General features: G+C 56.1%; 17 protein-coding genes and 2 pseudogenes. 9 read left to right on the top strand and 10 right to left on the bottom strand.

Annotation, left to right across the window (positions count from 1 at the left end; translation table 11 throughout):
- The first annotated feature begins 44 nt into the window (after positions 1 to 44).
- From AC2FLD_RS21280 to AC2FLD_RS21255, 6 genes and pseudogenes are all read left to right on the top strand, one after another.
- Entirely contained in the window at positions 45 to 1,025 is a 981-nt protein-coding gene (locus AC2FLD_RS21280) for a TRAP transporter substrate-binding protein (protein WP_496674002.1), read from the top strand.
- A gap of 85 nt (positions 1,026 to 1,110) precedes the next feature.
- Positions 1,111 to 1,677: a TRAP transporter small permease gene (locus tag AC2FLD_RS21275; protein WP_496674004.1), complete on the top strand. Its 567-nt coding sequence runs from the start codon at positions 1,111 to 1,113 to the stop codon at positions 1,675 to 1,677.
- A pseudogene (locus tag AC2FLD_RS21270) lies at positions 1,677 to 2,956 on the top strand (TRAP transporter large permease). Before AC2FLD_RS21275 ends, AC2FLD_RS21270 begins: the two are co-directional and overlap by 1 nt.
- Positions 2,953 to 3,729, top strand: a complete 777-nt coding sequence (locus AC2FLD_RS21265) for an enoyl-CoA hydratase/isomerase family protein (protein WP_496674007.1) — start codon at positions 2,953 to 2,955, stop codon at positions 3,727 to 3,729. Before AC2FLD_RS21270 ends, AC2FLD_RS21265 begins: the two are co-directional and overlap by 4 nt.
- A complete protein-coding gene (locus AC2FLD_RS21260) occupies positions 3,726 to 4,931 on the top strand; it encodes a CaiB/BaiF CoA transferase family protein (RefSeq protein ID WP_496674010.1) in 1,206 nt (401 codons plus the stop codon). Before AC2FLD_RS21265 ends, AC2FLD_RS21260 begins: the two co-directional genes overlap by 4 nt.
- 57 nt (positions 4,932 to 4,988) lie before the next feature.
- Positions 4,989 to 5,414, top strand: a complete 426-nt coding sequence (locus tag AC2FLD_RS21255) for a GlcG/HbpS family heme-binding protein (RefSeq protein WP_496674013.1) — start codon at positions 4,989 to 4,991, stop codon at positions 5,412 to 5,414.
- A gap of 4 nt (positions 5,415 to 5,418) precedes the next feature.
- On the opposite strand, the pseudogene AC2FLD_RS21250 reads toward AC2FLD_RS21255, so the two are convergent.
- Positions 5,419 to 6,252, bottom strand: a pseudogene (locus AC2FLD_RS21250) (amidohydrolase family protein).
- A 729-nt stretch (positions 6,253 to 6,981) separates the two neighbouring features.
- The gene (locus AC2FLD_RS21245) at positions 6,982 to 7,614 is read right to left on the bottom strand and encodes a tyrosine-type recombinase/integrase (protein ID WP_496674016.1); all 633 of its coding nucleotides are present in this window, start codon (positions 7,612 to 7,614) and stop codon (positions 6,982 to 6,984) included.
- Between the two features lie 356 nt (positions 7,615 to 7,970).
- On the opposite strand from AC2FLD_RS21245, the gene AC2FLD_RS21240 reads away from it, so the two are divergent.
- A complete protein-coding gene (locus AC2FLD_RS21240; protein ID WP_496674018.1) occupies positions 7,971 to 8,576 on the top strand; it encodes a TetR/AcrR family transcriptional regulator in 606 nt (201 codons plus the stop codon).
- Between the two features lie 65 nt (positions 8,577 to 8,641).
- Positions 8,642 to 10,576, top strand: a complete 1,935-nt coding sequence (locus AC2FLD_RS21235) for a DUF1214 domain-containing protein (protein WP_496674021.1) — start codon at positions 8,642 to 8,644, stop codon at positions 10,574 to 10,576.
- Between the two features lie 606 nt (positions 10,577 to 11,182).
- Here the strand turns inward: AC2FLD_RS21235 and AC2FLD_RS21230 are convergent.
- The 8 genes from AC2FLD_RS21230 to AC2FLD_RS21195 all read right to left on the bottom strand — a co-directional run bounded on the left by AC2FLD_RS21230 (position 11,183) and on the right by AC2FLD_RS21195 (position 22,835).
- Positions 11,183 to 13,843: a molybdopterin-dependent oxidoreductase gene (locus tag AC2FLD_RS21230; RefSeq protein ID WP_496674024.1), complete on the bottom strand. Its 2,661-nt coding sequence runs from the start codon at positions 13,841 to 13,843 to the stop codon at positions 11,183 to 11,185.
- A complete protein-coding gene (gene nirD, locus AC2FLD_RS21225; RefSeq protein WP_496674027.1) occupies positions 13,843 to 14,175 on the bottom strand; it encodes a nitrite reductase small subunit NirD in 333 nt (110 codons plus the stop codon). The genes AC2FLD_RS21230 and nirD overlap by 1 nt, the downstream gene beginning before the upstream one ends.
- On the bottom strand, positions 14,172 to 16,607 hold the full coding sequence (gene nirB / locus AC2FLD_RS21220) for a nitrite reductase large subunit NirB (RefSeq protein WP_496674030.1): 2,436 nt from the start codon (positions 16,605 to 16,607) through the stop codon (positions 14,172 to 14,174). The genes nirD and nirB overlap by 4 nt, the downstream gene beginning before the upstream one ends.
- A gap of 4 nt (positions 16,608 to 16,611) precedes the next feature.
- Positions 16,612 to 18,291, bottom strand: coding sequence for an ABC transporter ATP-binding protein (locus tag AC2FLD_RS21215; RefSeq protein WP_496674033.1), 1,680 nt, complete (start codon positions 18,289 to 18,291; stop codon positions 16,612 to 16,614).
- Between the two features lie 5 nt (positions 18,292 to 18,296).
- Positions 18,297 to 19,379 (bottom strand): ABC transporter permease, encoded by a 1,083-nt coding sequence (locus AC2FLD_RS21210; protein ID WP_496674036.1) that lies wholly within the window; start codon positions 19,377 to 19,379, stop codon positions 18,297 to 18,299.
- A 70-nt stretch (positions 19,380 to 19,449) separates the two neighbouring features.
- A complete protein-coding gene (locus tag AC2FLD_RS21205) occupies positions 19,450 to 20,814 on the bottom strand; it encodes a CmpA/NrtA family ABC transporter substrate-binding protein (protein ID WP_496674039.1) in 1,365 nt (454 codons plus the stop codon).
- Between the two features lie 270 nt (positions 20,815 to 21,084).
- Complete coding sequence (locus AC2FLD_RS21200; RefSeq protein WP_496674041.1) at positions 21,085 to 22,254, bottom strand: ABC transporter substrate-binding protein; 1,170 nt, start codon at positions 22,252 to 22,254, stop codon at positions 21,085 to 21,087.
- Positions 22,251 to 22,835, bottom strand: coding sequence for an ANTAR domain-containing response regulator (locus AC2FLD_RS21195; protein ID WP_496674044.1), 585 nt, complete (start codon positions 22,833 to 22,835; stop codon positions 22,251 to 22,253). Before AC2FLD_RS21195 ends, AC2FLD_RS21200 begins: the two co-directional genes overlap by 4 nt.
- A gap of 187 nt (positions 22,836 to 23,022) precedes the next feature.
- On the opposite strand from AC2FLD_RS21195, the gene AC2FLD_RS21190 reads away from it, so the two are divergent.
- Positions 23,023 to 23,406 (top strand): hypothetical protein, encoded by a 384-nt coding sequence (locus AC2FLD_RS21190; RefSeq protein WP_496674047.1) that lies wholly within the window; start codon positions 23,023 to 23,025, stop codon positions 23,404 to 23,406.
- The last annotated feature ends 32 nt before the right edge of the window (positions 23,407 to 23,438 follow it).

Below are 23,438 nucleotides of genomic sequence, written 5' to 3'. Positions count from 1 at the left end.
AAGACCGACAACAATAAACATCGACGCTCTGGGAGGAGAAAACCATGAAAGTAATCTCAAGACTGCTTGCAGCCACCACAGCCATTGGCATGGCGACAAGCGCATTTGCTGCTGATGTGACCATGAAATTCGGCCATGTTGGCAACCCCGGCTCGCTCTTCGAAGCCTCGGCCAACAACTTCGCTGAATGCGTCAATGGCGCGATGGAAGGCAAGGTCGAAGTGCAAACCTTCGGGTCTTCGCAGTTAGGCAAAGACAAAGAACTGCTGCAAAAGCTCAAGCTGGGACAGGTTGACTTCTCGTTGCCGTCGTCGGTGATGTCTTCAGTCGATGACACCTTCGGTATCTTTGAGATGCCCTACATCATTTCTGACCGCGACCACATGCGCCGCGTGCAGGGCGAGATGATGGATGTCTTCCAGTCCGCAGCAAACGACAACGGCTATCACATCGTCGGTCTGGCCGAGAACGGCTTTCGCAACATCACCAACAATACCCGCCCGATCAACGTGCCGGGTGATCTTGAAGGCATCAAGCTGCGCACGCCCAACGGCGTCTGGCGTCTGAAGATGTTCCAGGAATACGGCGCAAACCCCACGCCGATGGCTTTCTCCGACGTGTTTACCGCGCTGCAGACCGGCGTGATCGACGGTCAGGAAAACCCATACGCGCAGATCGCTTCTGCCAAGTTCCAGGAAGTGCAGAAGTATCTTTCCGTCACCGGCCACGTCTACACGCCGGCATACATCCTGATGTCGAAAACGAAGTTCGACGGTCTGGACCCGGACATTCAGGCGGGCCTGACCGATTGCGCGAACAAGACGCAGGACTTCACCTACGAGAAAGCTGCCGAGCTGGAAGCGAGCTTGCTGAAGGTGATCGAAGACGCGGGCGTTGAGGTGAACACCGCTGACAAGGCTGCGTTCATCGAAGCCTCTGCACCGATCTACGAACAGTTCGCGGCTGAGGTCGAAGGCGGTCAGGCAATGATCGACAAAGTTTTGGGTCTCGGCTCAGGCAGCTAAGCCTTCAGCCTCACAACACAAGAGTTTTCTCCGTCCGTGTCATGCGGGCGGAGAAATGATGTCACTCTTCCACAGGTTGCCCCGCATGGAAAACGAAGCCTACCCGACCCTGTCGCGGATCAACCAGGTTCTCAGCAAGGTGCTGGAATGGATCACCATCAGCCTGATGGTCTTGCTGACCGTCGTCGTCACCGCCGCGGTGATGGCACGTTTGATGGGGCAGAGTGTTTCCTGGTACGATGAGGTCGCTGCAATCATGCTGGCTTGGATCACCTACTACGGCTCGGCCCTTGCAGCGCTGCACCGTCGCCACATCGGCTTTGACACAGTGCTTTTAAAGCTACCACCCAACCTGCGCCTGGCAGCCGTAATGTTGGGCGAGGCCATTGTGCTGATATTCTTCTTCCTGATGGCGCGCGCCGGTCTGCAGGTCCTCGAAGTTCTCGCAGGCGACACGCTCATTTCGCTTACATGGGTGCCCATCCAAGTCACCCAATCCGTCATCCCAATCGGGGCCATACTCTTTATCATTTGCCAACTGCTCAGCCTGCCGAGCTACCTCAAGCTCACGGCGGCGGGCATATCGTTGGAGCATGCAGAGATCGAGGAAGAGGTTGAAACCGAGCTCGAAAAGAACAAGGATCGCGTCTGATGTTGATGGCAGGTATTTTCATCGCGATGCTGCTTATGATCTGCATCAACATCCCTATCGCCGTCGCATTGGCTATGGCCGGGGTTCTGGGCCTGCTGGCCACCGAAGGCCCTGGCAGCCTCGTCACCATCGCGCTTGATATGTACGACGGTTCCACGAAATTCTCGCTGATTGCGATCCCGATGTTCGTGCTGGCCGGGGCCATCATGAACGCAGGCGGCATAACCGACAAGCTGATCAATTTCGTCGGTGCCATCATCGGCTTTATCCGAGGCGGTCTTGCGATGGTAAACATCGGCGTTTCGCTGTTCTTTGCAGAGATCTCGGGCTCTGCCGTGGCGGATGTGGCCGCGATGGGCTCTATTCTGATCCCTCAAATGAAGAAGCGCGGGTATTCCAAAGAATTCTCTGCGGCGGTCACTTCATCCTCTGCATCACTTGCCATTATCATCCCGCCTTCAATCCCGATGATCCTTTATGCGGCCTCGGCCAATACCTCTGTCGAGCAGCTTTTCATTGCAGGCATCGTGCCCGGCCTGCTGGGCGCGGGTGGGCTTATGACCGTCGCCTACATCTTTGCGAAACGCTACAACTTCCCGACCGAAGAGGCCTTCCGCCTTGCCCGGCTGCGCGAAACCTTTGTGGAGGCGTTGCCCGCCTTCACCCTACCGGTGATCATTCTGGGGGGTATTTTTGGCGGCTACGTCACCGCGACCGAAGCGGCAGGCCTAGCTGTGCTGGCGGCTTTGCTGGTTTCTGCGTGGTACGGCAATCTTGATTTCAGCCACCTGCGCCGTGCTATGCTGGATGGTGGAATCCAGACCGCTGTGGTCATGCTGCTGGTCGCAGCCTCTGTCCTGATGGGGGGCTTCCTGACACGGCGCAGATCCCACAACAGCTGGCCGAAGGCATCCTGTCGATCACAACCCAGCAGTGGGCCATTCTGCTCATCCTGAACTTCTTCTTTCTGATCGTCGGTTTCTTCCTCCACTCTGCAGCGGCAATCATTCTGGTGATTCCGATTGTCATCCCGCTGATCACCGCCGCTGGCATTGACCCGGTCCACTTCGGTCTTGTCGTGACACTGAACCTTGCTATCGGACAGCAGACGCCGCCCGTGGCTTCGGTGCTGGTCACCGCGTGCTCAGTGGCAAGGGCAAACATTTGGGAAGTCTCCAAGGTCAACATCTGGTTCATCATCGTGCTCTTTGCCGTTCTGATGCTCTGCACCTACGCGCCGTCCGTGCCGATGTTCCTGGTGGAGCATTTCTACCGATGACCGCAGAGATCACCGATGAACTGAAGGACGGCATCCTCTGGGTCACCTTCAACCGCCCCGAGACGCGCAATGCGCTGACCTTTGGCATGTATGACCAGCTGGCTGAGCTGTGCAGTACCATGCCAAGCAACGGCTCGGTCCGCGCTGTCGTGATTTCCGGAATGGGCGGCAAAGCCTTTGCTGCAGGCACCGACATGACACAGTTCCGCGCGTTTGAGACACCGCAAGATGCGCTGGACTACGAACACCGCATAGACGAAGTGCTCGAAGCCGTGGAGCGATGCCCGTTGCCCACGATAGCTGCGATCCATGGCGCCTGCACAGGCGGTGGCGGGTCCATTGCGGCGGCTTGCGATATCCGCATTGCCTCCACCAGCCTCAAGTTCGGCTTTCCCATCGCCCGCACGTTGGGCAATTGCCTTGCCGCAGGAAACCTAGCGCGCCTCTCCGAATTGATCGGTGCTGCGAAGGTGCGCGAGATCATCTTCACCGCGCGCCTGATTGAAGCAGATGAAGCGCTCTCTGCTGGATTGGTCAGCGAAGTGCTGCCCGATGAAGCCGCCCTCATGGCCCGCGCGTTAGAGCTTGCAGAACGCGTGGGAAGCATGGCACCACTGACCTTGCGCGCAACCAAAGAAGCCCTGCGCCGCAACCGCGCCGCGACGCAGGTTGACGACTCGGATCTGATAATCTCCTGCTATATGAGCGAGGATTTCCGCACCGGTATGGAAGCTTTTCTCGCCAAGCAAAAGCCTGTGTGGAAGGGCAAATGACCGCTAAGACCGGCCCCCTCAGCGGTATGCGCGTCATCGAACTGGCGCATATTATGGCAGGCCCCGTCTGTGGGCTGATGCTGGCCGACATGGGTGCTGATGTCATCAAAGTGGAGAAACCCACCGGTGATGACAGCCGCCGCTTCACCCCGCCCGAGATCGAGGGTGAGGCTGCCGCCTATATGATGATGAACCGCAACAAGCGTGGCATTTCCCTGAACCTCAAGGACCCGGATGCGGTCGAGGTTCTGCGCAAACTGCTCGCGGACGCGGATGTAGTCGTCGAAAACTACCGATTGGGCACGATGGAAAAACTCGGTCTTTCTTATGAAGACCTCGCCGCCGTGAATCCGCGCCTCATCTATTGCGAAATCTCCGGGTTTGGCCGCACTGGACCCTACGCCGAACGCGGTGGGTTTGATTTGATCGCACAGGGCATGTCGGGCCTGATGTCGATCACGGGTGAAGGCCCGGGCCGTCCACCCGTCAAGGTCGCCGCCCCTATCTCGGACATCAACGCCGGTATTCTGGGAGCCATGGGCGTCTCCGCTGCCTATGCCAACATGCTGCAAACGGGACAGGGACAGAAAGTTGACACGTCTCTCTTTGAAGCAGCGATCACGCAAACCTACTGGCAATCCGCGATCGCTTTTGCCACCGGCATCAAACCTGAACCGCTCGGCTCTGCTCATCCCTTAAACGCGCCCTATCAGGCATTCCGCACCAGCGATGGCTGGATCAACGTCGGTGCCGCCAATCAATCCAACTGGTTGCGCTTTCTGGATGTCATCGCCGCCCCTGAGTTGAACGAAGATCCGCGTTTCAACTCAAATGCAAATCGCATTCAGAACCTCTCGACGCTTATAGAAATCCTCAACCGGCATATGGCAAAAGAAACTACCGCAACTTGGCTGGCCCGCATGGAGGCAGCACAGCTGCCAGCCGGACCGGTCAACGATATTCTGCAGATGCACCAAGACCCGCAAGCGATTGCGCGCGAGATGATCATTGACGTGGACCACGCCACCGCAGGTGCAGTCAAAACCATTGGCCACCCTGTGAAATACAGCAAAACGCCTGCGAAAACTGACAGAGCCGCGCCGGTGCTCGGCCAACACAGCCGGGAAGTATTGGCTGAGATTGGTTATACAGCTGACCACATTGAAGCGCTTGTCCAGTCAAACGCAGTAGTCGCTGCTTAGCGGGCTTTCCTTTCTACCACTTTACGTGAATTTCATATGGCATCTGGGGAAACGACAATGACGATAACACTGACGCAAGCACAAAACATCATCCAGGATTGCCTGGATTGGAGCAAAGCACATGATCTCAAACCGCTGACAGTGGCCGTGCTTGACAGTGCAGGCTCTTTGGTGGCTCTGGCGCGCGAAGATGGAACGAGCACATTGAGACCAGACATTGCTCAGGGCAAAGCGCGGGGCGCGGTCGCGATGGGTCTGGGATCAAGAGCGCTCTACGAACGGGCGAAGCTGGAACCATTCTTCATCCAAGCCATGAACACCTTGTCAAAAGGATCACTCGTTCCCGTCGCAGGAGGTGTGCTGATCAAGCACGACGACACCATCATTGGTGCCGTGGGCATTACTGGAGACAATTCAGACAACGATGAAGCCTGTGCGATCGCAGCAATCGAACAGGCAGGGTTCGTCGCGGACGGAGGATAGTGTCCTATGCTTTGAGGTCCGAGAAACCGTACAAAAGCGCCGGGTTGTCGACTAGGATCTGCTTTCGCAGCGCCGCATCGCAAGCCCAATCGCCGAGCATATCAAGCAACGCACCATCGTTTGGCATGAAGCCCAGCAGGCGCACATGGGGCCAATCCGTTCCCTAAACCAGACGAGAGTGGTTAGCCGCAATCAAGGCGTCGGCCATCGGATCGATATCTGCGTATGGTGGGCCGTCCGCCTTGCTGATCCGGTAAGGCCCTGTCAGTTTGACCCAGGCTTGCCCCTCTTTGAACGCATCAAGAAAGCGCCGAAAACCCGGGTCGTTTACGCCTTTGCTTGCGTTGGTGTAGCCAAGGTGCCCGAACACCGCAGGCACTTTTGAAGTTGCAAGAAGCGCTCCGATATCTTCTATTTTTTCGACATGGGCGAGGAATTCTATGTGCCACCCCAGATCCGCAATGCGTGAGGTAAAGCTGATTGCTTCATCCACAGACGGAAACGTCATCCCGCCACTGTCAACGATGTTCACGCGTATGCCGCGTGCTCCGGCCGCGTGAAACACCTCAAGTTCAGCGTCCGTGACATCCTTTGTGACAGAAGCAATAGCGCGAAGCGTCTCCGGGTGCGCCGCCGAAAACGACAGAGTTGCTGCGTTATCTTCAGCAAAGACGCTCGGCTGAACAACGACACCGCGTTCCAGCCCCAGAGTTTGAGCGACTCTTCGATATTCCGTAATCTCTGCCGGCGGAGGCGTGTAACTCCGCTCTGGCACGTAGCGCTCTTCATAGCCGGTCGGGAAAATGAGGAAATGCGTGTCACATGCGCCTGTCGGCATCTGAAAAGCAGGCTTGCGAGGGACCGGGTCGGGAGCTGCGCAAAAAGGGATGTCGTCATGCCGATCCATCATTCTTCCCCCGTTCGGCTTTTGCTACAATGAGCGCGTCAGGTGCGTAACTCATATTACTACTACATGCTTGGAATATTGCACCAGCAGCGCGCGGTAGCTCAAGCCATTCCAGGCCATGCACAGGTTGCCGGAGTGTGTAGTGGACACTCAGATGAGAGCGCCGTTTTTAATGAGTGCTCTGAAAGCTCGACCGGAGCTGCGTCAGCCAAATCACCGCCAAATTCACACCCCCGGTAGCAGCGCGAGGTAGGAAGGCATGAACATCAGGCGCTCTGAAATCGCTCAATGGCCCGAGACGTCAGAAGTCATGTTAGGAAGGATTGAGGTGAACGAATGCCAAATCAATCATAATGGTTCTCAGACTTTGGCATTGCAAAACGGTCCGCATCCGGACGTGAATGGCAGCACTCTAGAGATCGCGAACAGCACTTTGCGCCTGCCGCCAAAGTCCGCTTCCCGCCCTTGGTGCTTTTCGCTGCTGACGCGATGCGCAGAATGCGGCCGTTGGGGCGGGCACGACGAATTGCTGCTTCGTCCGCATGGCGGTCATCGAACGCAAATAAACCAAAGTCTGGTATCTGAAGGAGCAGCCGTTCGCGCCTAAACCTTCGGAACCCGTTTTGAGATGACGAACGGCCGCTGCCGTCCGTCAAACCGTCAGATGTCGATCTTCTCCGCGATGCTCAACGCGTCGTCGAGTTCGACCCCAAGGTACCTGACCGTGCTATCAACCTTGGTGTGTCCAAGCAGGAGTTGGACGGCCCGAAGGTTGCCAGTCTTCCGATAGATCAGCGCAGCCTTTGTCCGCCGAAGAGAATGCGTTCCGTACCCACAAGGATCCAGTCCGATGACCGACACCCAGCTGCGCACGAGACGTGCGTATTGCCGAGTCGAAATGTGCGATGAACTGTGGAACCTGCTTGGAAAGAGGAACTCGCGACCAAGCATGGCGGGCGATCTGACCCACTCAAAAATCGATCTTCGCGTGTTCTCGGACACTTCGAACTGAACTGGCCTGCCTGTCTTGCTCTGAACGATCGATACGCGGTCTCGAACTGCTCCGGCAACGACGAGATCCGCCACTTTCAGGCGAACAAGATCACAACCGCGAAGTTTGCTGTCGATAGCAAGATTGAACAGCACAAGGTTGCGCGGGTTCCCGGCGAGTTCGAGCCGCGCACGAATTGCCCAAACCTGTCTTGGCAGGAGTGGACGTTTCTGACCAATTCGTCGGTTCTTGTTCCACGGCGGCTGAGACGGTCTGATTATTGGAAGCTGAATACTGGACATGGTGAAGTCTCCATCCAGCCCTCCCACACCAGGCATCGGCACCCTGCCAATAAGCGCACTTTACTGTCTTTGCCATCATAGAAACCGATCGCGCGCATCTCAAACTGCAGTTCAAAACACTCAATGGCCGCTTCTGATCAAGTCGGACCTCCGATGAAGACGAGCCTATGACCGCCATGCGGACATCGCCGTCGCTCGAAAGCCATCTACCTGAATACGGTGAAGAAATCCTTGAAACGTGGAGATTTCTGGACACCTGACACTTTGTCATATTTACTGACATAATGTCGAAAAGAGCCAAACCCGTTTCTGGAACACAGCTATCTTCGCGTCACATGCTACCGAGCAAGGCCGCATTGACCCGGTCGACGATCCTTGATGCGGGAAGCGCGTTTTTGGAGACCCGGCCGTTTCGCGATTTAACGGTCGGCACTCTTATGGCAGCAACCGAGTGCAGTCGTCCGACATTCTACCTTTATTTCAATGATCTACACGGCCTGTTGGAAACGCTCTTGGACGAAGTTAAGGGCGGCATCGTCGAAGGGGCTCAAGCGTGGTTGTCAAACGAAAGTGACGGGGTATCAGGTTTGCAAAAGAGCCTTAAGTCACTTGTCGATGTTGGCTATGAACATGGGACCATTCTCAAAGCGGTCTCGGATGCCGCGCCGAGCGACGAAAGATTGGAACACGTTTGGGAAACCTTCCTGAGGTCATTTGACGAGGTGGTTTCGGCACGCATTGCGCAGGATCAAGCCATTGGTCTTACTCCTGAGTTTGATCCTCTTCCAGTTGCACGTGCGTTGAATCGAATGGATGCGGGCATTTTGATTAATGCGTTTGGTGCGCATCCAAAAGCTGAGAAAGAGGAAGTTTTGTCGGCCATCACACGTATTTGGCTGGCTGCGCTTTACCCGTTCGATGCGCAACTCGTTGTTGGGAATAAAAGCAATGGAAGCGCGTAATAGTCTTCGGAAGTCAACCTTCGAACAACAACTCAAAACTATCTGGACCAGAGGGAGAAAAATTTATGAAACTCAGTAACCGGCTTGCAGGTATTGCCTGCTTTGCGGCCATAATTGGAGGAATGGGCTTGTCGCCCGCCTGGGCGCAAGAAGTGCCAAAAATGGAGATGACGACCGTTCTACCCGAAGGGATAACAACACCGGACAATATTCAGACAAGGGTCGGCGAACTCAACTTTTTTGACGGTGTGCCAGATGTGGAATCCGCTCAGAAAGTTTATAACCTTCTGGATTTTACACACGCGTATCAAGCATTTCTTGACGGCACCAAAATCGCCTCGATGGATGCAATTCGGAAGGGAATTCTCGAATTTGGGCCTGCGAACACAACAGCCGTTCTGTTTGAGGGGTTAATGGATTCGAAAGCGCTGTTCCTGACAGCCAACACAACCAGTGTTTACATGTTCTCATGGTTGGAGCTTGGTGACGAACCGATGGTGATCGAAACACCGCCGAACGTGCTTGGGTTTATCAATGATCATTGGTTCAGATACGTGATCGACTTCGGCAACCTTGGCCCCGACGAAGGGCAGGGCGGAAAGTTTCTTGTGCTGCCGCCGGGCTATGAAGGTGAAGTGCCAGATGGGTATCACGTCGCGCGCACGAATACATTTGGGAACTGGGTGATCTGGCGCGGTTATCAAAAAGACGGAACGACCGATTTGGCAATTAGCCAGACCAAAGAAATGTTCCGCATGTATCCGCTGTCTCAAAAGGACAATCCGCCTGAAATGACGTTCGTGAACGCGTCAGGACAGGAGATGAATACAATCCACCGGATGGATGCAGAGATCTTCAACGAAATCAACGACGTGGTTCAGGCCGAACCTCTGATGGGCGAAAATCCTGAACTGCTTGGTCACCTCGCAGCAATCGGTATCGTGAAGGGCCAGCCTTTTGAACCAGACGAGAGAATGCAAGCCATACTGGAAGCAGCGGCCAAAGCGGGTTCCGTTACGGTCAAAACGATAATCTCCAAACCGAAGGATGAGCGTTTCTACTGGTATCCGGGTGAAAGCTACTGGCAAACAGCGTTTCCCGGTGGCGCATACACTTGGGAATTGGACGGCGTATCAATTCAGGACATTCGTGCGGCGTTCCACTTCTATGCGACAGGCATCACACCTGCGATGGCTTTGAAGAAAGTGGGGAAAGGCTCCCAATACGCCTTCACCTACGTGGACTCCAACGGCAATCCTCTGGATGGCAGCAAGACCTATAAGGTCAACGTACCTGCCGACGTGCCAGCGAAAGACTTCTGGTCGTTTACATTGTACGACAACCAAACCCGTTCGATGCTTCAAACAGACGCTCAGTTTCCGGCCATTGGCAGTAACGACACAGGTGTCGTTCAGAACGAGGACGGATCTTACGACATCTACTTTGCGCCCGAGGCTCCTGAAGGCAAAGAGAGCAATTGGGTCCAAACGGTTCCCGGTAAAGGCTGGAACACAATCTTCCGTCTTTATGGTCCACTTGAGTCATGGTTCGACCAGACGTGGCGTCCCGGAGACATCGAACTGGTTGAATACGCTTCCTCAGAAGCGGCATCAAATGCTGAAACCGCTGAAGATATTACACTGCGCATAACGGTCGACGGGCGCGTGGCGGTGTATGGTGTTCAGTTTGATACTGGCTCCACTTCAATCCTGCCGGGTTCGGAAGAGACTTTGGCTGCAATTGCCGACATGATGGCCCAATTGCCAGATCTCAAAATTGCTGTGGTTGGTCATACAGACAACGTCGGTGGCTACGACAGTAATCTTGATCTGTCCAAGCAACGCGCGGACGCTGTCGTTGCCGATCTGGTGAACACTTACGGCATCGACAACGCACGTTTGTTTGCCGCTGGTGCGAGCTTCCTTGCTCCTATTGCGAGCAACGAAACGGAAGAAGGGCGTGCGCTAAACCGACGCGTAGAACTCGTCAGAGCTCCTTAAACCATGATCGGGGCGCGCTTGCGCGTCCCGATCAATACCATGTGTTGATGCATCCAAATAGTTTAGAAGTCTTGAATCAAGGCACGTCTTTTTTTGTCGGGCGGACCTGCCAATCAAGTTGGTTTTTAGCAAGACGTCCAGAATTAGGTTGGACCGCTTCGGGCTCAAGGCAGTCATCTGAGTCTTTTTGTCAGATGACTGCTTAGGAACGGACAGCGGTCATTGTTGGTGGTCATTCCGAGAAAATTCGCCTGGAGGTCTGCATTGAACGGCAGCGGACGTTAGCTGAAATCTGCTGAACGGCAGAGTTGCGGACGAACCAGACAATCGGGCCTCAAGCTTCAACATCAGCAAACAACCCTAACCTGCCATTCGACTTCGATCGCTTTAGCTATTGTGCGGCGCATCAGACGAGGCATTCGCCGCAAACGCGAAACTGGGACAGGGGTGTAGATCTGGAACACAGGACGAAGCCATCGTCTGACCAAATTGTTCGAACCTATTAGGAAGGTCCAATTGGTTCTGTTCTATAGAGTGAATGGAACCCGTGCTTGCTTTGAAAGCCAATCAAAGCGGACCGCATTCCCGTTAAAAATAACCTTGTGTCTACGCTGATTGTTCTTGCGGGTAGTTCTGCGGTTTGTTGCGGATTGATTTCGAATGCTCGGTGAGCAAGTCAGCCAACTCTGGCTGGCAAGACCCACAATTCGTTCCAGCCTGAAGGGCATTGCCAATATCGTCCACACTGATCAAATGCTTGTTATGAATGGCATGGATGATGGTTCTTAGCCCGACTTCGAAACAGGAACAGACTATTGGTCCGCAATCTTCTGAAGACGCGGAGGAACGACCGGACAAAATCTGCTGAGGCGTCACCTCGGGAAAGGTTGCCAAGTAGCCTCGCATTAGTGTGATAGGTTGGCGGGAGACGAAGAGCGCTGCCAATATGCTCTGTCCGTCTGACAGCGCAATTCTGTACGAGCCGCGCTTGGGATCTTCTACCACGGAGGCCTGGGCATCAGGTAACCCAAACCAATCGCGGGCAGTGCTTTCCCAATCGTCTATCATCTGTTTGCCTGCCAACTCCATCCTGTAGCCGTTGGTTGTTTTGGCAGTTGCCCAATATTCTGCCCTAGGGGACCCTACTGCAACTGAAACGGCAAAGCCGTACCACGCGGCATGCATGCGCCGTACAGATACCGCAGTTGACTTACTTTCCGGCTGTCCTGAGATCGGATCAGTGACACTTGGAACAAGTATATCCACACAGGCTGATGGGGCCGTTTCACCCGTCCAGTGAATTGGCGCAAACACTTGGCCCGGTGCCACAGACTCTGTGATGCGAAGTCGAAATATACCGCTTCCAACTGAGCTGTTGAGTTCGACCAAATCTGCGGCACTAAGACCCAACCGATCAACGTCGTTTGGGTTAACCTCAATATATGGTTCAGCAAGATGGGCTGACAGACGCGGCGACAACCCGGACCGGGTCATGGTGTGCCACTGGTCCCTGTTTCGCCCAGTGTTCAAAAGAAACGGGTACTGTTCAGAAGTCGTCGCCATTGGTGGACGATGCGCGACCGGCACAAAACACGCCTTGCCGTCAGGATGAAAAAACTGCCCATCGCCAAAAAAACGGTCATCTGATTTGCGAGATTTCGTTGGCCACCGTGTTGGGCTTAGCGCCTCATAGTCTTCGTCATCAATGTCCGAAAAACTTGTGATATCCAAATCCTTGCCAAATGACACGGCGAGCGAAGTCATCTTAGCGTATTCTCGAAATATCTGTGCTGGGGTCTCATAGCTGAAAGCTTCTGTCCAGCCCATGCGGCGGCCCACTTCGGCCAAAATATCCCAATCAGCACGCGCTTGTCCCGGAGGCGCCAAAACGGTGCGCTGTCTACTGATCGTGCGGTCTGAATTGGTCACTGTACCGCTTTTTTCGCCCCAACCCGCAGCTGGCAGCAATATGTCTGCAACACGCGCGGTGTCTGTCCTGGCTGTCAGGTCGCTAACAACAGTGAATGAACAACCCTCGATAGCCGCCTTCACTCGGTCTGCATCTGGCATAGTGGCCGCCGGATTGGTGTGGATGACCCACAGTGCTTTGATCTGGCCGCTTTCAACAGCACGAAACAGGTCAACCGCTTTGAGCCCCTGCTTCTGTGGCATGTTGGGTGCCTTCCAGAATTCCTGGACAGCGGCTCTGTGGGCTTTGTTTTCAATATCCAAATGGCAGGCGAGCATGTTGGCCAAGCCGCCCACCTCTCGACCACCCATGGCGTTTGGCTGACCGGTGACTGAAAACGGACCCATCCCCGGGCGCCCGATCCGTCCGGTGGCCAAATGGCAGTTCAGTATCGCGTTGACCTTGTCGGTTCCGCTAGAAGACTGGTTCACACCCTGACTAAAGATCGTCACAACGCGCTCGGTACCGATCCATAGATCGCAGAAAGCTTCAATCGCACCAGGGCTCAGCCCCGTCTCATCAGGGTCGTCAAGCTGTGCCAGCTCGACTGTCTCATTGAACCCAACGCTGCGATCCAGAAATTCCGCTGACACATGTCCGGTTTGGTGAATTCTGGCCAACAAGCGGTTGAACAATGCGACGTCGCTGCCCGGTTGAAGCGCCAGATGGAGATCGGTTTGATCGCAGCTTGCTGTTCGACGTGGATCAATAACCACAATCTTCGTTCCGCGAGCCTGACGCGCAGCTATGACCCGTTGATAGAGCACAGGATGGCACCATGCGAGGTTCGAGCCGACCAGCACAACCAGGTCGGCCTGATCCAGATCCTCATAGGTTCCAGGGACCGTATCCGTGCCGAAAGCGCGTTTGTGTCCTGCCACAGTAGAGGCCATACAAAGCCGAGAGTTGGTGTCGATATTCGCCGAGCCCATAAAGCCTTTCATCAGTTTGTTGGCGACATAGTAATCCTCGGTCAGCAACTGCCCCGAGACATAGAACGCCACGCTGTCCGGCCCGTGTTCAGCTATCGCGGCAGAGAACCGATCTGCGACCAGTTGCAACGCATTGTCCCAACTGGTGTCCTCACCAAAGGCGTGAGGAGCCAGCAACCGGTGTTCCAACCCCACGGTTTCGCCCAAAGCCAACCCTTTCGAGCACAAACGACCATGGTTCGCTGGATGATCCGGGTCGCCCCGGACAGTCAGCCCTCCAACTCCATCAGGTCGCAGAAGCACACCGCAGCCAACGCCGCAATACGCACAGGTCGAGCGAACTTCGGGCAGACCACTTCCGTCCATCAGGCCGCGCTCCGCCGGGAAACCGCGCTGTCGTCCAGTAGGATACGACCGTCTTCAAGACGCACCGGATAGGTGGTGATGCGGCCATCATCCGCGCCTTTAGCTTCGCCCGTGTTCAGGTCAAAGACCCAGTTGTGCAGGGGGCAGGTTACCGACTGGCCGTGGACGATGCCCTCGGACAATGGGCCGCCTTTATGCGGACAGCTGTTGGTCGCGGCGAATACTTCCGCCTCGGCGGTGCGGAAGACGGCGATACAGCCGATATGGGCTTTCACCAGACGCGCTCCGCGCACAGGCACCTCATCAATATGTCCGATGTCGACCCAGCTCATTCCGCGGCCTCCAATGCAAAATCTGCAATCGGCGCGTAGGTCTGCGCTTTTTCTTTGACGTGTTCGGCCCACGGGTCTTTGCGATAGATGCTTTGCGATAGTTCGAACCGGGCAACCAAAGCAGCGCGGTTTTCAAGATCGTCCACGACCTCCGCTTTGACCCAGTCCATGCCAACCTTGCCCAACCATTTATACAGGCGATCCAGATACTTGCCGCCCTCGCGGTAGGCTTGGGTCACGGCCATCACGACCTCGATTACTTCGTCCTCGGTGGAGACTTGGCAGAGCAACTCGGTCTCTTTTACGTCCATGCCTGCGGCTCCGCCGATGCTGATCTGATAGCCCGAATCCACGCAGACGACGCCAATATCCTTGCACGTCGCCTCGGCGCAGTTGCGCGGGCACCCGGATACGGCCAGCTTTAGCTTGTGCGGCGTCCACGACCCCCACAGGGTCTTCTCTAGCTTGATACCCAGGCCCGTACTGTCCTGTGTGCCAAACCGGCAATGATCCGTGCCGACGCAAGTTTTGACCGTGCGTAGACCCTTGGAATAGGCATGGCCCGAGACCAGACCGACCTTGTTCAGATCCGACCAGATCGCAGGCAGGTCTTCACCCTTTACGCCCAGAAGGTCGATGCGCTGACCACCGGTGACTTTGACGGTTGGCACGTGGTACTTATCGGCAGCATCTGCGATGGCGCGCAGTTCTTCGGGTGTCGTAATCCCACCCCACATGCGTGGCACGACGCTGAAAGTACCGTCCTTTTGGATGTTGGCATGCTTGCGTTCATTGACGAAGCGGCTTTGTGGGTCGTCTTGATACTCAAGCGGCCAATCCGCCAGCAGGTAATAGTTGATCGCCGGACGACACACATGGCAGCCGTTGGGCGTGGTCCAGCTGAGTTCCTGCCAGACAGCGGCCTGGCTTTTCAGTTCCTGCCCCTTGATCAGAGGACGCACATCTTCGTGCGTCAGATCGGTACAACCGCAGATCGGTTGCGCGGCGGGCATTTGGAAGTCGTCGCCCAAAGTGACCTGCAATACCTGTTCCACAAGCCCAGTGCATGTTCCGCACGAAGCACTGGCCTTGGTGCTTGCACGCACCGCGCCCAAATCATTGGCCCCTTCATTGATCGCCTCGATGATGTCTCCCTTGCATACGCCGTTGCAGCCGCAAATCTCCGCCTCAGGCGGCAATGCTGCAACGGCTGAGAGAGGGTCTGCGGTGTCCCCCCCTTGATAAGCTGGTCCAAAGATCAGCGTCTCACGCATCTCGTCGATGCTGGTGCCATCTTTGATCAGGCCAAAGAACCAGCTGCCATCTGCTGTGTCGCCATACATGACAGCGCCGATCAACCGATCCTCTTCAATCACAAGGCGTTTGTAGACGCCGCGCGAAGGGTCGCGGAACACGATATTCTCGCGCCCCGGCCCGTCGGCGAAGTCGCCGACACTGAACAGATCGCAGCCCGTGACCTTCAGCTTGGTCGAGAGGGTTTTCTGCGTGAATGCGACGTCTTCTTCCAACAGAGCCCGCGCCGCCACTTTCGCCTGATCGTAAAGCGGCGCGACGAGGCCGAAAACCTCTCCGTTATGTTCAACGCATTCACCCACGGCATAGACATCCAGGTCAGAGGTCCGCATCTGGTCGTCCACACGGATACCACGCCCGGTGGCCAGACCGGCCGCTTGCGCCAGCGCCGTGTTGGGACGGATACCCACCGCCATAACCAGCAGGTCGCAGGGCAGTTCGGTCCCGTCATCCAGCAGCAGTGCGCGAACCTTGCCATCTTGCCCCAGAACTTCCTTGGAATTCGCCTGCAGGCAGATCTTGATGCCTTTGTCTTCCAACGATTTCTTCAGCAGGTAGCCTGCGGCCTCGTCCAACTGACGCTCCATCAGGTGGCCCATGATATGCACGACGGCGACGTCAACACCATGCGCGGCCATCCCCGCAGCGGCCTCGAGCCCCAGCAAACCGCCGCCAATTACGACGACCTGGTTTCCCGAACCCATGCCCATCATCTGCTGCGTGTCTTCCAAATCGCGATAGGCGATCACACCATCCAGATCATGCCCTGGCAAAGGGATGATGAACGGGTTCGACCCGGTCGCGACGACCAGCTTGTCATAGGGCACATGTCCGTTCTCGCCCTCGACCACCTTCATCTCACGGTCGATCTTGGCAACCTTCTCACCAAAGCGGCAGGAGATGCCCCGCTCGGCATACCAAGTGTCGTCATGGGTGACGATCTCTTCATAGGTCTTCTCACCCGACAGAACCGGGCTGAGCAAGATGCGGTTGTAGTTCCCGCGCGGCTCAGCGTTGAACAGGGTGATTTCGAACGCATCCGGTGCGGCGTCGGTCAGGTGTTCCAGCACCCGACCCGAGGCCATGCCTGCGCCTATAACAACTAGTCTTTGCTTCATGATTTCACTCCGCTGCAATCGCCTTTGGGGCGGGCGTTTTGGGCTTGGCGCCATGTTCGTATTCTTCAAGGAAATCGAGAACTTCCAGCCGGTAGGCGTAGTAATCTGGGTGCTCCAACAAAGCTTTGCGCGTGCGTGGCCGCGGCAGATCAACCTTGGTGATCTTACCGATGGTCGCTTGCGGGCCGTTGGTCATCATCACCACGCGGTCAGCCAGCAGGATCGCCTCATCCACGTCATGGGTGACGCAGATCGCGGTCACTTTGGTGCGGGACCATACCTCCATCAGCACTTCCTGCAATTCCCAGCGCGTCAGGCTGTCGAGCATGCCAAAGGGTTCATCCAGCAGCAGCAGCTTGGGGGACAGGGCAAAGGCGCGAGCGATACCGACTCGTTGCTTCATGCCGTTCGAAAGATCGCTGGCGGATTTGTCCATCGCGTCAGCCAGACCGACGCGTTCCAGATAATATTCAACGACATCCTGCCGCTCGGCGATGCTGGCCTTGGGATAGACTTTGTCGACCCCGATCGCGACGTTCTCTTTAGCGCTGAGCCAAGGGAACAGGTTGGGCGACTGAAACACCACCGCACGTTCAGGATCAGCCCCTTCTACATGGCGGCCGTCCAGCTTAATCGCGCCTTTCGAGATGTCGTTCAGCCCGGCGGCCATGGTCAGAACTGTTGATTTGCCACAGCCCGAGTGTCCGATCAGAGAGATGAACTCACCCTTGTCGATCTTCAGGTCAAAATCCTCGACCACGGTCAGAGGGCCTTTGGGCGTCGGATACACCTTGTGCAGCTGCGAGAAATCGAGGAAGCGGTTCTCAATCATCCCCTTTTGCGCCTCGGCCACCGCCGTTGGAACCCCGTGGATTGGGGTGACATCCGGTAGGATACGAGTGCCTTCGACCTTGGCCTCGATCCCTACGTCCATCAGATATTTGGTGACGTCCGCCCGCAGGCGTTTGAACGTCTCATCGTTGTTCATGGCACCGCGTTCGCGCGGTCGCGGGATCGACACGTGGAACTCCTGCCCCAGCGTGCCATCGGGGTTCAGTGCAATGATCCGGTCGGCAAGAATGATTGCTTCATCGACGTCGTTGGTAATCAGCACGCAAGTCTTCTTGTCGGCTTCCCAGATGTGTTCGATCTCGTCCGCCAGATTGGCACGGGTCAAAGCGTCGAGCGCCGACAGAGGCTCATCCAGCAGCAATACCTCAGGGTTCATCGACAGCGCCCTCGCCACGTTGACCCGCTGGCGCATCCCGCCGGACAGTTCCGCCGGGCGGCGCGTCGCGGCATGGCTGAGGCCCACCATCTTGACGTAATGCGCGACTTTTTCGGCTTTCTCAGTCTTGCTGAGATCCGGGAAGACCGTATCAACCGCCAGCCCGACATTGCCACCGACCGTCAGCCAAGGCATCAGCGAGTAATTTTGAAAGATCACCCCCCGTTCCGGGCCGGGGCCCTTGATCGGAGCGCCTTTGAACGTGACCTCTCCGCTGGTCGGGTGATCCAGCCCGGCCATCAGGTTGATCAGGGTCGTCTTACCAGTGCCTGAGAAACCAAGGATCACCAGAAACTCGCCCTCTTGCACGTCCAGATCGATGCCCTTCAGTACATCGGCGCGCGCAGTGCCTTCACCGAAGGATTTAGAGGCGTCCTTGAAGCTTAGAATGCTCATCGTGCTCACCGGTTCTTCGTGAAGGTGAAAAGGGATTGCAGGGCATACATCACACGGTCCAGCAGGAAGCCGATGATGCCGATGGTAAAGACCGCAACCATGATCTTGGCCAATGAGCTGGAGGAACCGTTCTGGAACTCATCCCAGACAAACTTGCCCAGGCCGGGGTTCTGCGCCAGCATTTCCGCGGCGATCAGGACCATCCAGCCAACACCAAGCGACAGGCGCAGACCAGTGAAGATCAGCGGCAAGGCAGAGGGCAGCACCAGCTTGGTGATCTTGGTATAGGTGTTCATTTTCAGAACCTTGGAGACGTTCACTAGGTCCTTGTCGATGGACGCCACACCCAGAGAGGTATTAATCAACGTCGGCCAAAGCGAACACAGGGTCACCGTGATGGCTGAGATCAAAAAGGACTTTGCGAACCATCCGTCATTGGTGACGTAGACAGCCGAAACGATCATGGTGACGATCGGCAGCCATGCCAGCGGCGAGACCGGTTTGAAGATCTGGATCAGCGGGTTCAGCGCGGCATTTGCGGTCGGAGACAGGCCAGCGGCGATGCCCAGCGGGACCGCAAGGGCAGTGGCGATCAGAAAGCCGAAAAACACTGTTTTGATCGAGGTCCATATCTGTTGATAGTAGGTCGGAGCCCCGGTGAAAGCGACGTCTTTCACCTTCTCCGGCTGGCCGGCATCAATAAACTTTTGATTGCGCGTCTCGACCATGGCTTCGAACTTGGCGCGTTTTGCCGCTTTAGCTTTGGCGTCCTCATTCAGGCTGACCATCTCCGTCCAAACCTGCGCTGGCCCGGGGACCGCGCCCAGCGAGGTCTGCACCTTAGGGGCCAGTGTGGCCCAGAGCAGCAGGAAGGCACAGATCGATAACAGTGGTACGATCAACAACCGCCAAATCTCTGTCATCTGGGCGCGTGGGTTGTCGCCAGCGACAGCCTTTAGGACAGGCGTGGCCCAGCTGAGGCCCAACACCTGGAACCACTTGTCAGCGGCGTTGATGCGAGTGAAAAGGCGGGCGCGACGTTCCTCTCGGGCGGCGTCTGTGTTGAATTCGGGATCGACCGTTGTCATCTGAGGTGTCCTTGCAATGGCGGGGCACTTTGGGGGCTGCGCCCGGCGAGGGCCGGGCGCGGCTGGGGAATTAGCCTTGCACGTCCGAGCCGACGATCATCTGACCGTCTTTCAGACCGATGGACAGGCTTTCGAGATAGGCATTGGGGGTGCGACCGTCATAGGCGATACCATCAATGATATCCTCGGCGGGCGTTGGTGCCTTGTAGCCGTCACTCTCCCAAGGGAAGTCAGCCTCATTCGCAAGGCCGTCGTCGACTAGCAAGCGCGCGGCTTCCAGATAGATTTCGGGCTTGTAAACTGACTTAGCGACTTCGTCATACCAGCTGTCTGACTTGGCGTCGGCGATCTGACCCCAGCGGCGCATTTGGGTCAGGTACCAAACCGCGTCCGAGTAGAACGGATAGGTCGCGTTGTAGCGGAAGAACACGTTGAAATCGGGAACCTCACGCTTGTCGCCTTTTTCATATTCGAAAGTGCCAGTCATCGAATTGGCGATGACGTCGTAGTCCGCACCCACATATTCCGGGCGGCTTAGGATCTCGACGGCTTCGGGGCGGTTGGCATTGTCGTTCTCATCCAGCCACATCGCCGCACGGATCAAAGCCTTGGTCACCGCCAGAGTAGTGTTCGGATATTCCTCAGCGAACTCAGCCGTGATGCCGAAAACCTTCTCGGGGTTGTTCTTCCACAGCTCGTAATCGGTAATAACCGGAACGCCGATGCCCTTGAATACCGCTTGCTGATTCCACGGCTCACCCACGCAGTAGCCATAGATTGTACCGGCCTCCAATGTGGCTGGCATCTGTGGTGGAGGTGTCACCGACAAAAACACATCCGCACCGATCTGACCGGTCACGTTGTCCGGGCTGTAGTACCCCGGATGCAGCCCACCCGCGGCCAGCCAATAGCGCAGTTCGTAATTGTGGGTCGAGACTGGGAAGACCATGCCCATGTTAAAGGGCTTGCCTTCGGACTTGTATTTCTCAACGACCGGAGCAAGCGCCTCGGCGCTGATAGGGTGTTGGGGACGACCATCCTCCATCACCGGGATGTTTGGTTTCATCTCTTCCCAGATTTCGTTGGACACGGTGATGCCGTTGCCGTTCAGGTCCATCGAAAACGGTGTGATGATATGCGCCTCGGTCCCGTATCCGACAGTCGCGGCCAAAGGCTGTCCGGCCAGCATGTGTGCACCGTCAAGCTGCCCGTCGATCACGCCATCCAATAGAACTTTCCAATTGGCTTGTGCTTCCAGCGTCACGAACAGGCCTTCGTCCAGAAAGTACCCATTCTCGTAAGCGACAGCCAGCGGCGCCATATCGGTAAGTTTGATAAAGCCAAAAGTCAGTTCGTCTTTTTCCAGTTCCAGTTCGGCCAGCGCCGGAGACACAAGCGCCGTAGTTGCGACGAGGCCTAAAAGAAGCTTTTTCATTTCGATCCCTTTCGGTTCAGCCCAACCTCTTGGGCAAACAAAAAAACCGCCGACACAGTCCGCCGGGAGGAGGTGGCGGATGGTCGAGCGGCTTTGCTCTTGTGAGGTGCCCTGGATTATGGGCGAATTCCGTCGGTGGGCGTCGTTGCCTTCCGATGTCCCGATTAAGACATCCTTGATCCGGGCCGTCACCCGGCTTTGAGCGTCAAAGTGCGATTTTTCTGCGCCGCAGCGTGATTTGATGCTGCGTTGCAAAAATTTTGGGCACTCTCACCCCGTTGGCTCGAAAATGCGACGATCGAAGAAGACGTTCGGTGCCAGAATCAAGCTTCCGTTTGTCGAGGCTACGGTGGTCGGTTCTGGAAGCGCCCCTTCCCGCTTCTCTGACGCTCCGGGGGTTTCGACACCCAGCCCGAACAGCTCGCGCCGATAGAGGTCGCTGCGAAAGACACGGGCGGCCTGACGTTCGGCCGTGCTGACATCGATCCCGTTCCGTTGTGCTAGCTGATGCGCGATCCACTTGGCCTGACTGCGCCATGGGAAGGTGGCAGCGCCATCAAAGAACTCGACAAACCCATCCACATGGCGTTGCTCGCCGCGCGCCGAGGTTGTGAGTTCGCCCATCAATGCACGGTCGATTAGTTCGGGTGAGACATTGAGGTAAGTTTTGCGCGATAGCATCTCGGACGCGGTCGTTCGGCTGTCTGTGTTTGAAAGCCAACGTCCCGCACGCCAAACGGCCCGCATGAGGCTACCCAGCAAATGCGGCTCAGTTTCGGCCCAGTCGTTTCTAACCGCCAACACCTTTTCAGGTGCGCAGGTCCAGATCGCCTTACCGGGCAGCAGCAACGCGCCAACATTGTCATCCACGGCGAATGAGCCCCAAGGCTCGCCCACGCAGAAGGCATCGATCTCGCCGCCTGCAAGCGCCTGCGCCATGAGAGGGGGCGGGACAGTGCGGATTTCGATCTGTTTCGAAGCCAGTTCGGTTCCCGTAACCCAATAGCGCAGCAGTTCAACATGCATCGAAAACGGAAAAGGCACTCCGAACACCAAAACCTCACCGGCAGCCTTTACCAGTGCAGCCCCAGCCGCAGCGGCATCAGTGAAATCGAAGTCATAGCCCTGATCGGTCAGACGCCTTGCCAATTGGGTTCCAACGCCTATGACGTTGCCATTCAGGGATAGGACAGACACTGCGGACAGCGGCGTCGCGATACCGCCCAAACCCAAGGCCATCGCAACGGGTACAGGTGACAGCAGATGCGCCGCGTCCACATGCCCAAAAGCCAGCATATCGCGCAGAGATGACCATGACGGGGCCGGTCGCAGATCCAGAGAAACGCCTTCGGCATGGTCAAACCCCATCTCGCGCGCGACAATCAACGGGGCCGCGTCAACCAAAGGCATATAGGCGACAGGCAATGTTACAGTTCTCATGACAACAAACCCGAAGCCGTGACCAAGGCTTCGGCCACATCTGCAACACGGCGGTTCTGGTTCATCGCTGTTTTACGCAGTAGGGCATAGGCCTCTTCTTCAGATACACCTTTGGCTTTCATCAACAACCCTTTGGCGCGGTCAATCACTTTGCGTTCTTCTAAAGCACGGCGGGTCTCTGCCAGTTCGGTCCTCAGCTGGCGTAGTACCTGAAACCGGGCGATGGCGGTATCGATCACAGGTTTGATGCGCTCGGCTTGCAGGCCATCGACTACATAGGCTGATACCCCTGCCTCAACGGCGGCTTTCGCTAATCCGCCCGCAGCGCCCGAGACGAACATGGCCACCGGTCGCTCCATCGGACCGGAGGCAACGGTCAACTCTTCCAGCATATCCCGCGATGGATTGTCTATGTCGATCAGAACAATGTCTGGGCTATGCATTGCGATTTTACTTGCCAACCCGGAGACATTACCGATTACAGAAACGTCTACGTTTCCAGACCCTTTTAAGGCATCCACAATTGCAAAAGCACGTTCTTGATTTTGCTCAACGACAACGACAGTAAGGTGTTGTTTCATAGGCACCCAAATGAGCCCAAGCTTCATCGATCGCAATTCCAAGGCCACTAAGCATTTCATCAGGCTGCCATTTTGCCTAATTTGTCAGCTTATTTTTACGTGTAGCGGAATGTCTGCACAGTTTTTCTACATGCCATCTAGGGTCAGGACCCATTGATTTTCGTTTTGCAGCATGATTCACTCCAGTATGAAGGGAAAGCTTACTGCACTCGAAAGTCAAAAATCCCAACTTGAAAGTGAGCTTCAGGCTATTCCAGAAGAAGACCCGGTGCTGTTGCATCCGGCTCTGTCTGAGAAATACCAAAAGCAAGTCGCGAACCTAACTGAAGCGTTGAATGATCCATGCGCAAAAGCAGAGGCAACGACTATCATTCGCAGTTGTCTATCGGAGATCAGATTGATCCCAGACGATGGGAAGTATGCGATTGAACTTGTTGGGAAGTTGGCGGGTTTGCTTGCGTTGGGTGTGTCCCAGAATGAACAAAGCCGCCCTGAGGCGGCTTGTTCGAGACTCTGTTCGCCAACGTTGGTTGCGGGAGTAGGATTTGAACCTACGACCTTCAGGTTATGAGCCTGACGAGCTACCGGGCTGCTCCATCCCGC

Source organism: Ruegeria sp. CDSA021, assembly GCF_059612325.1.
The sequence above is the reverse complement of the archived record's forward strand: the minus strand, read 5'-3'. Positions and strand labels throughout refer to the sequence as shown.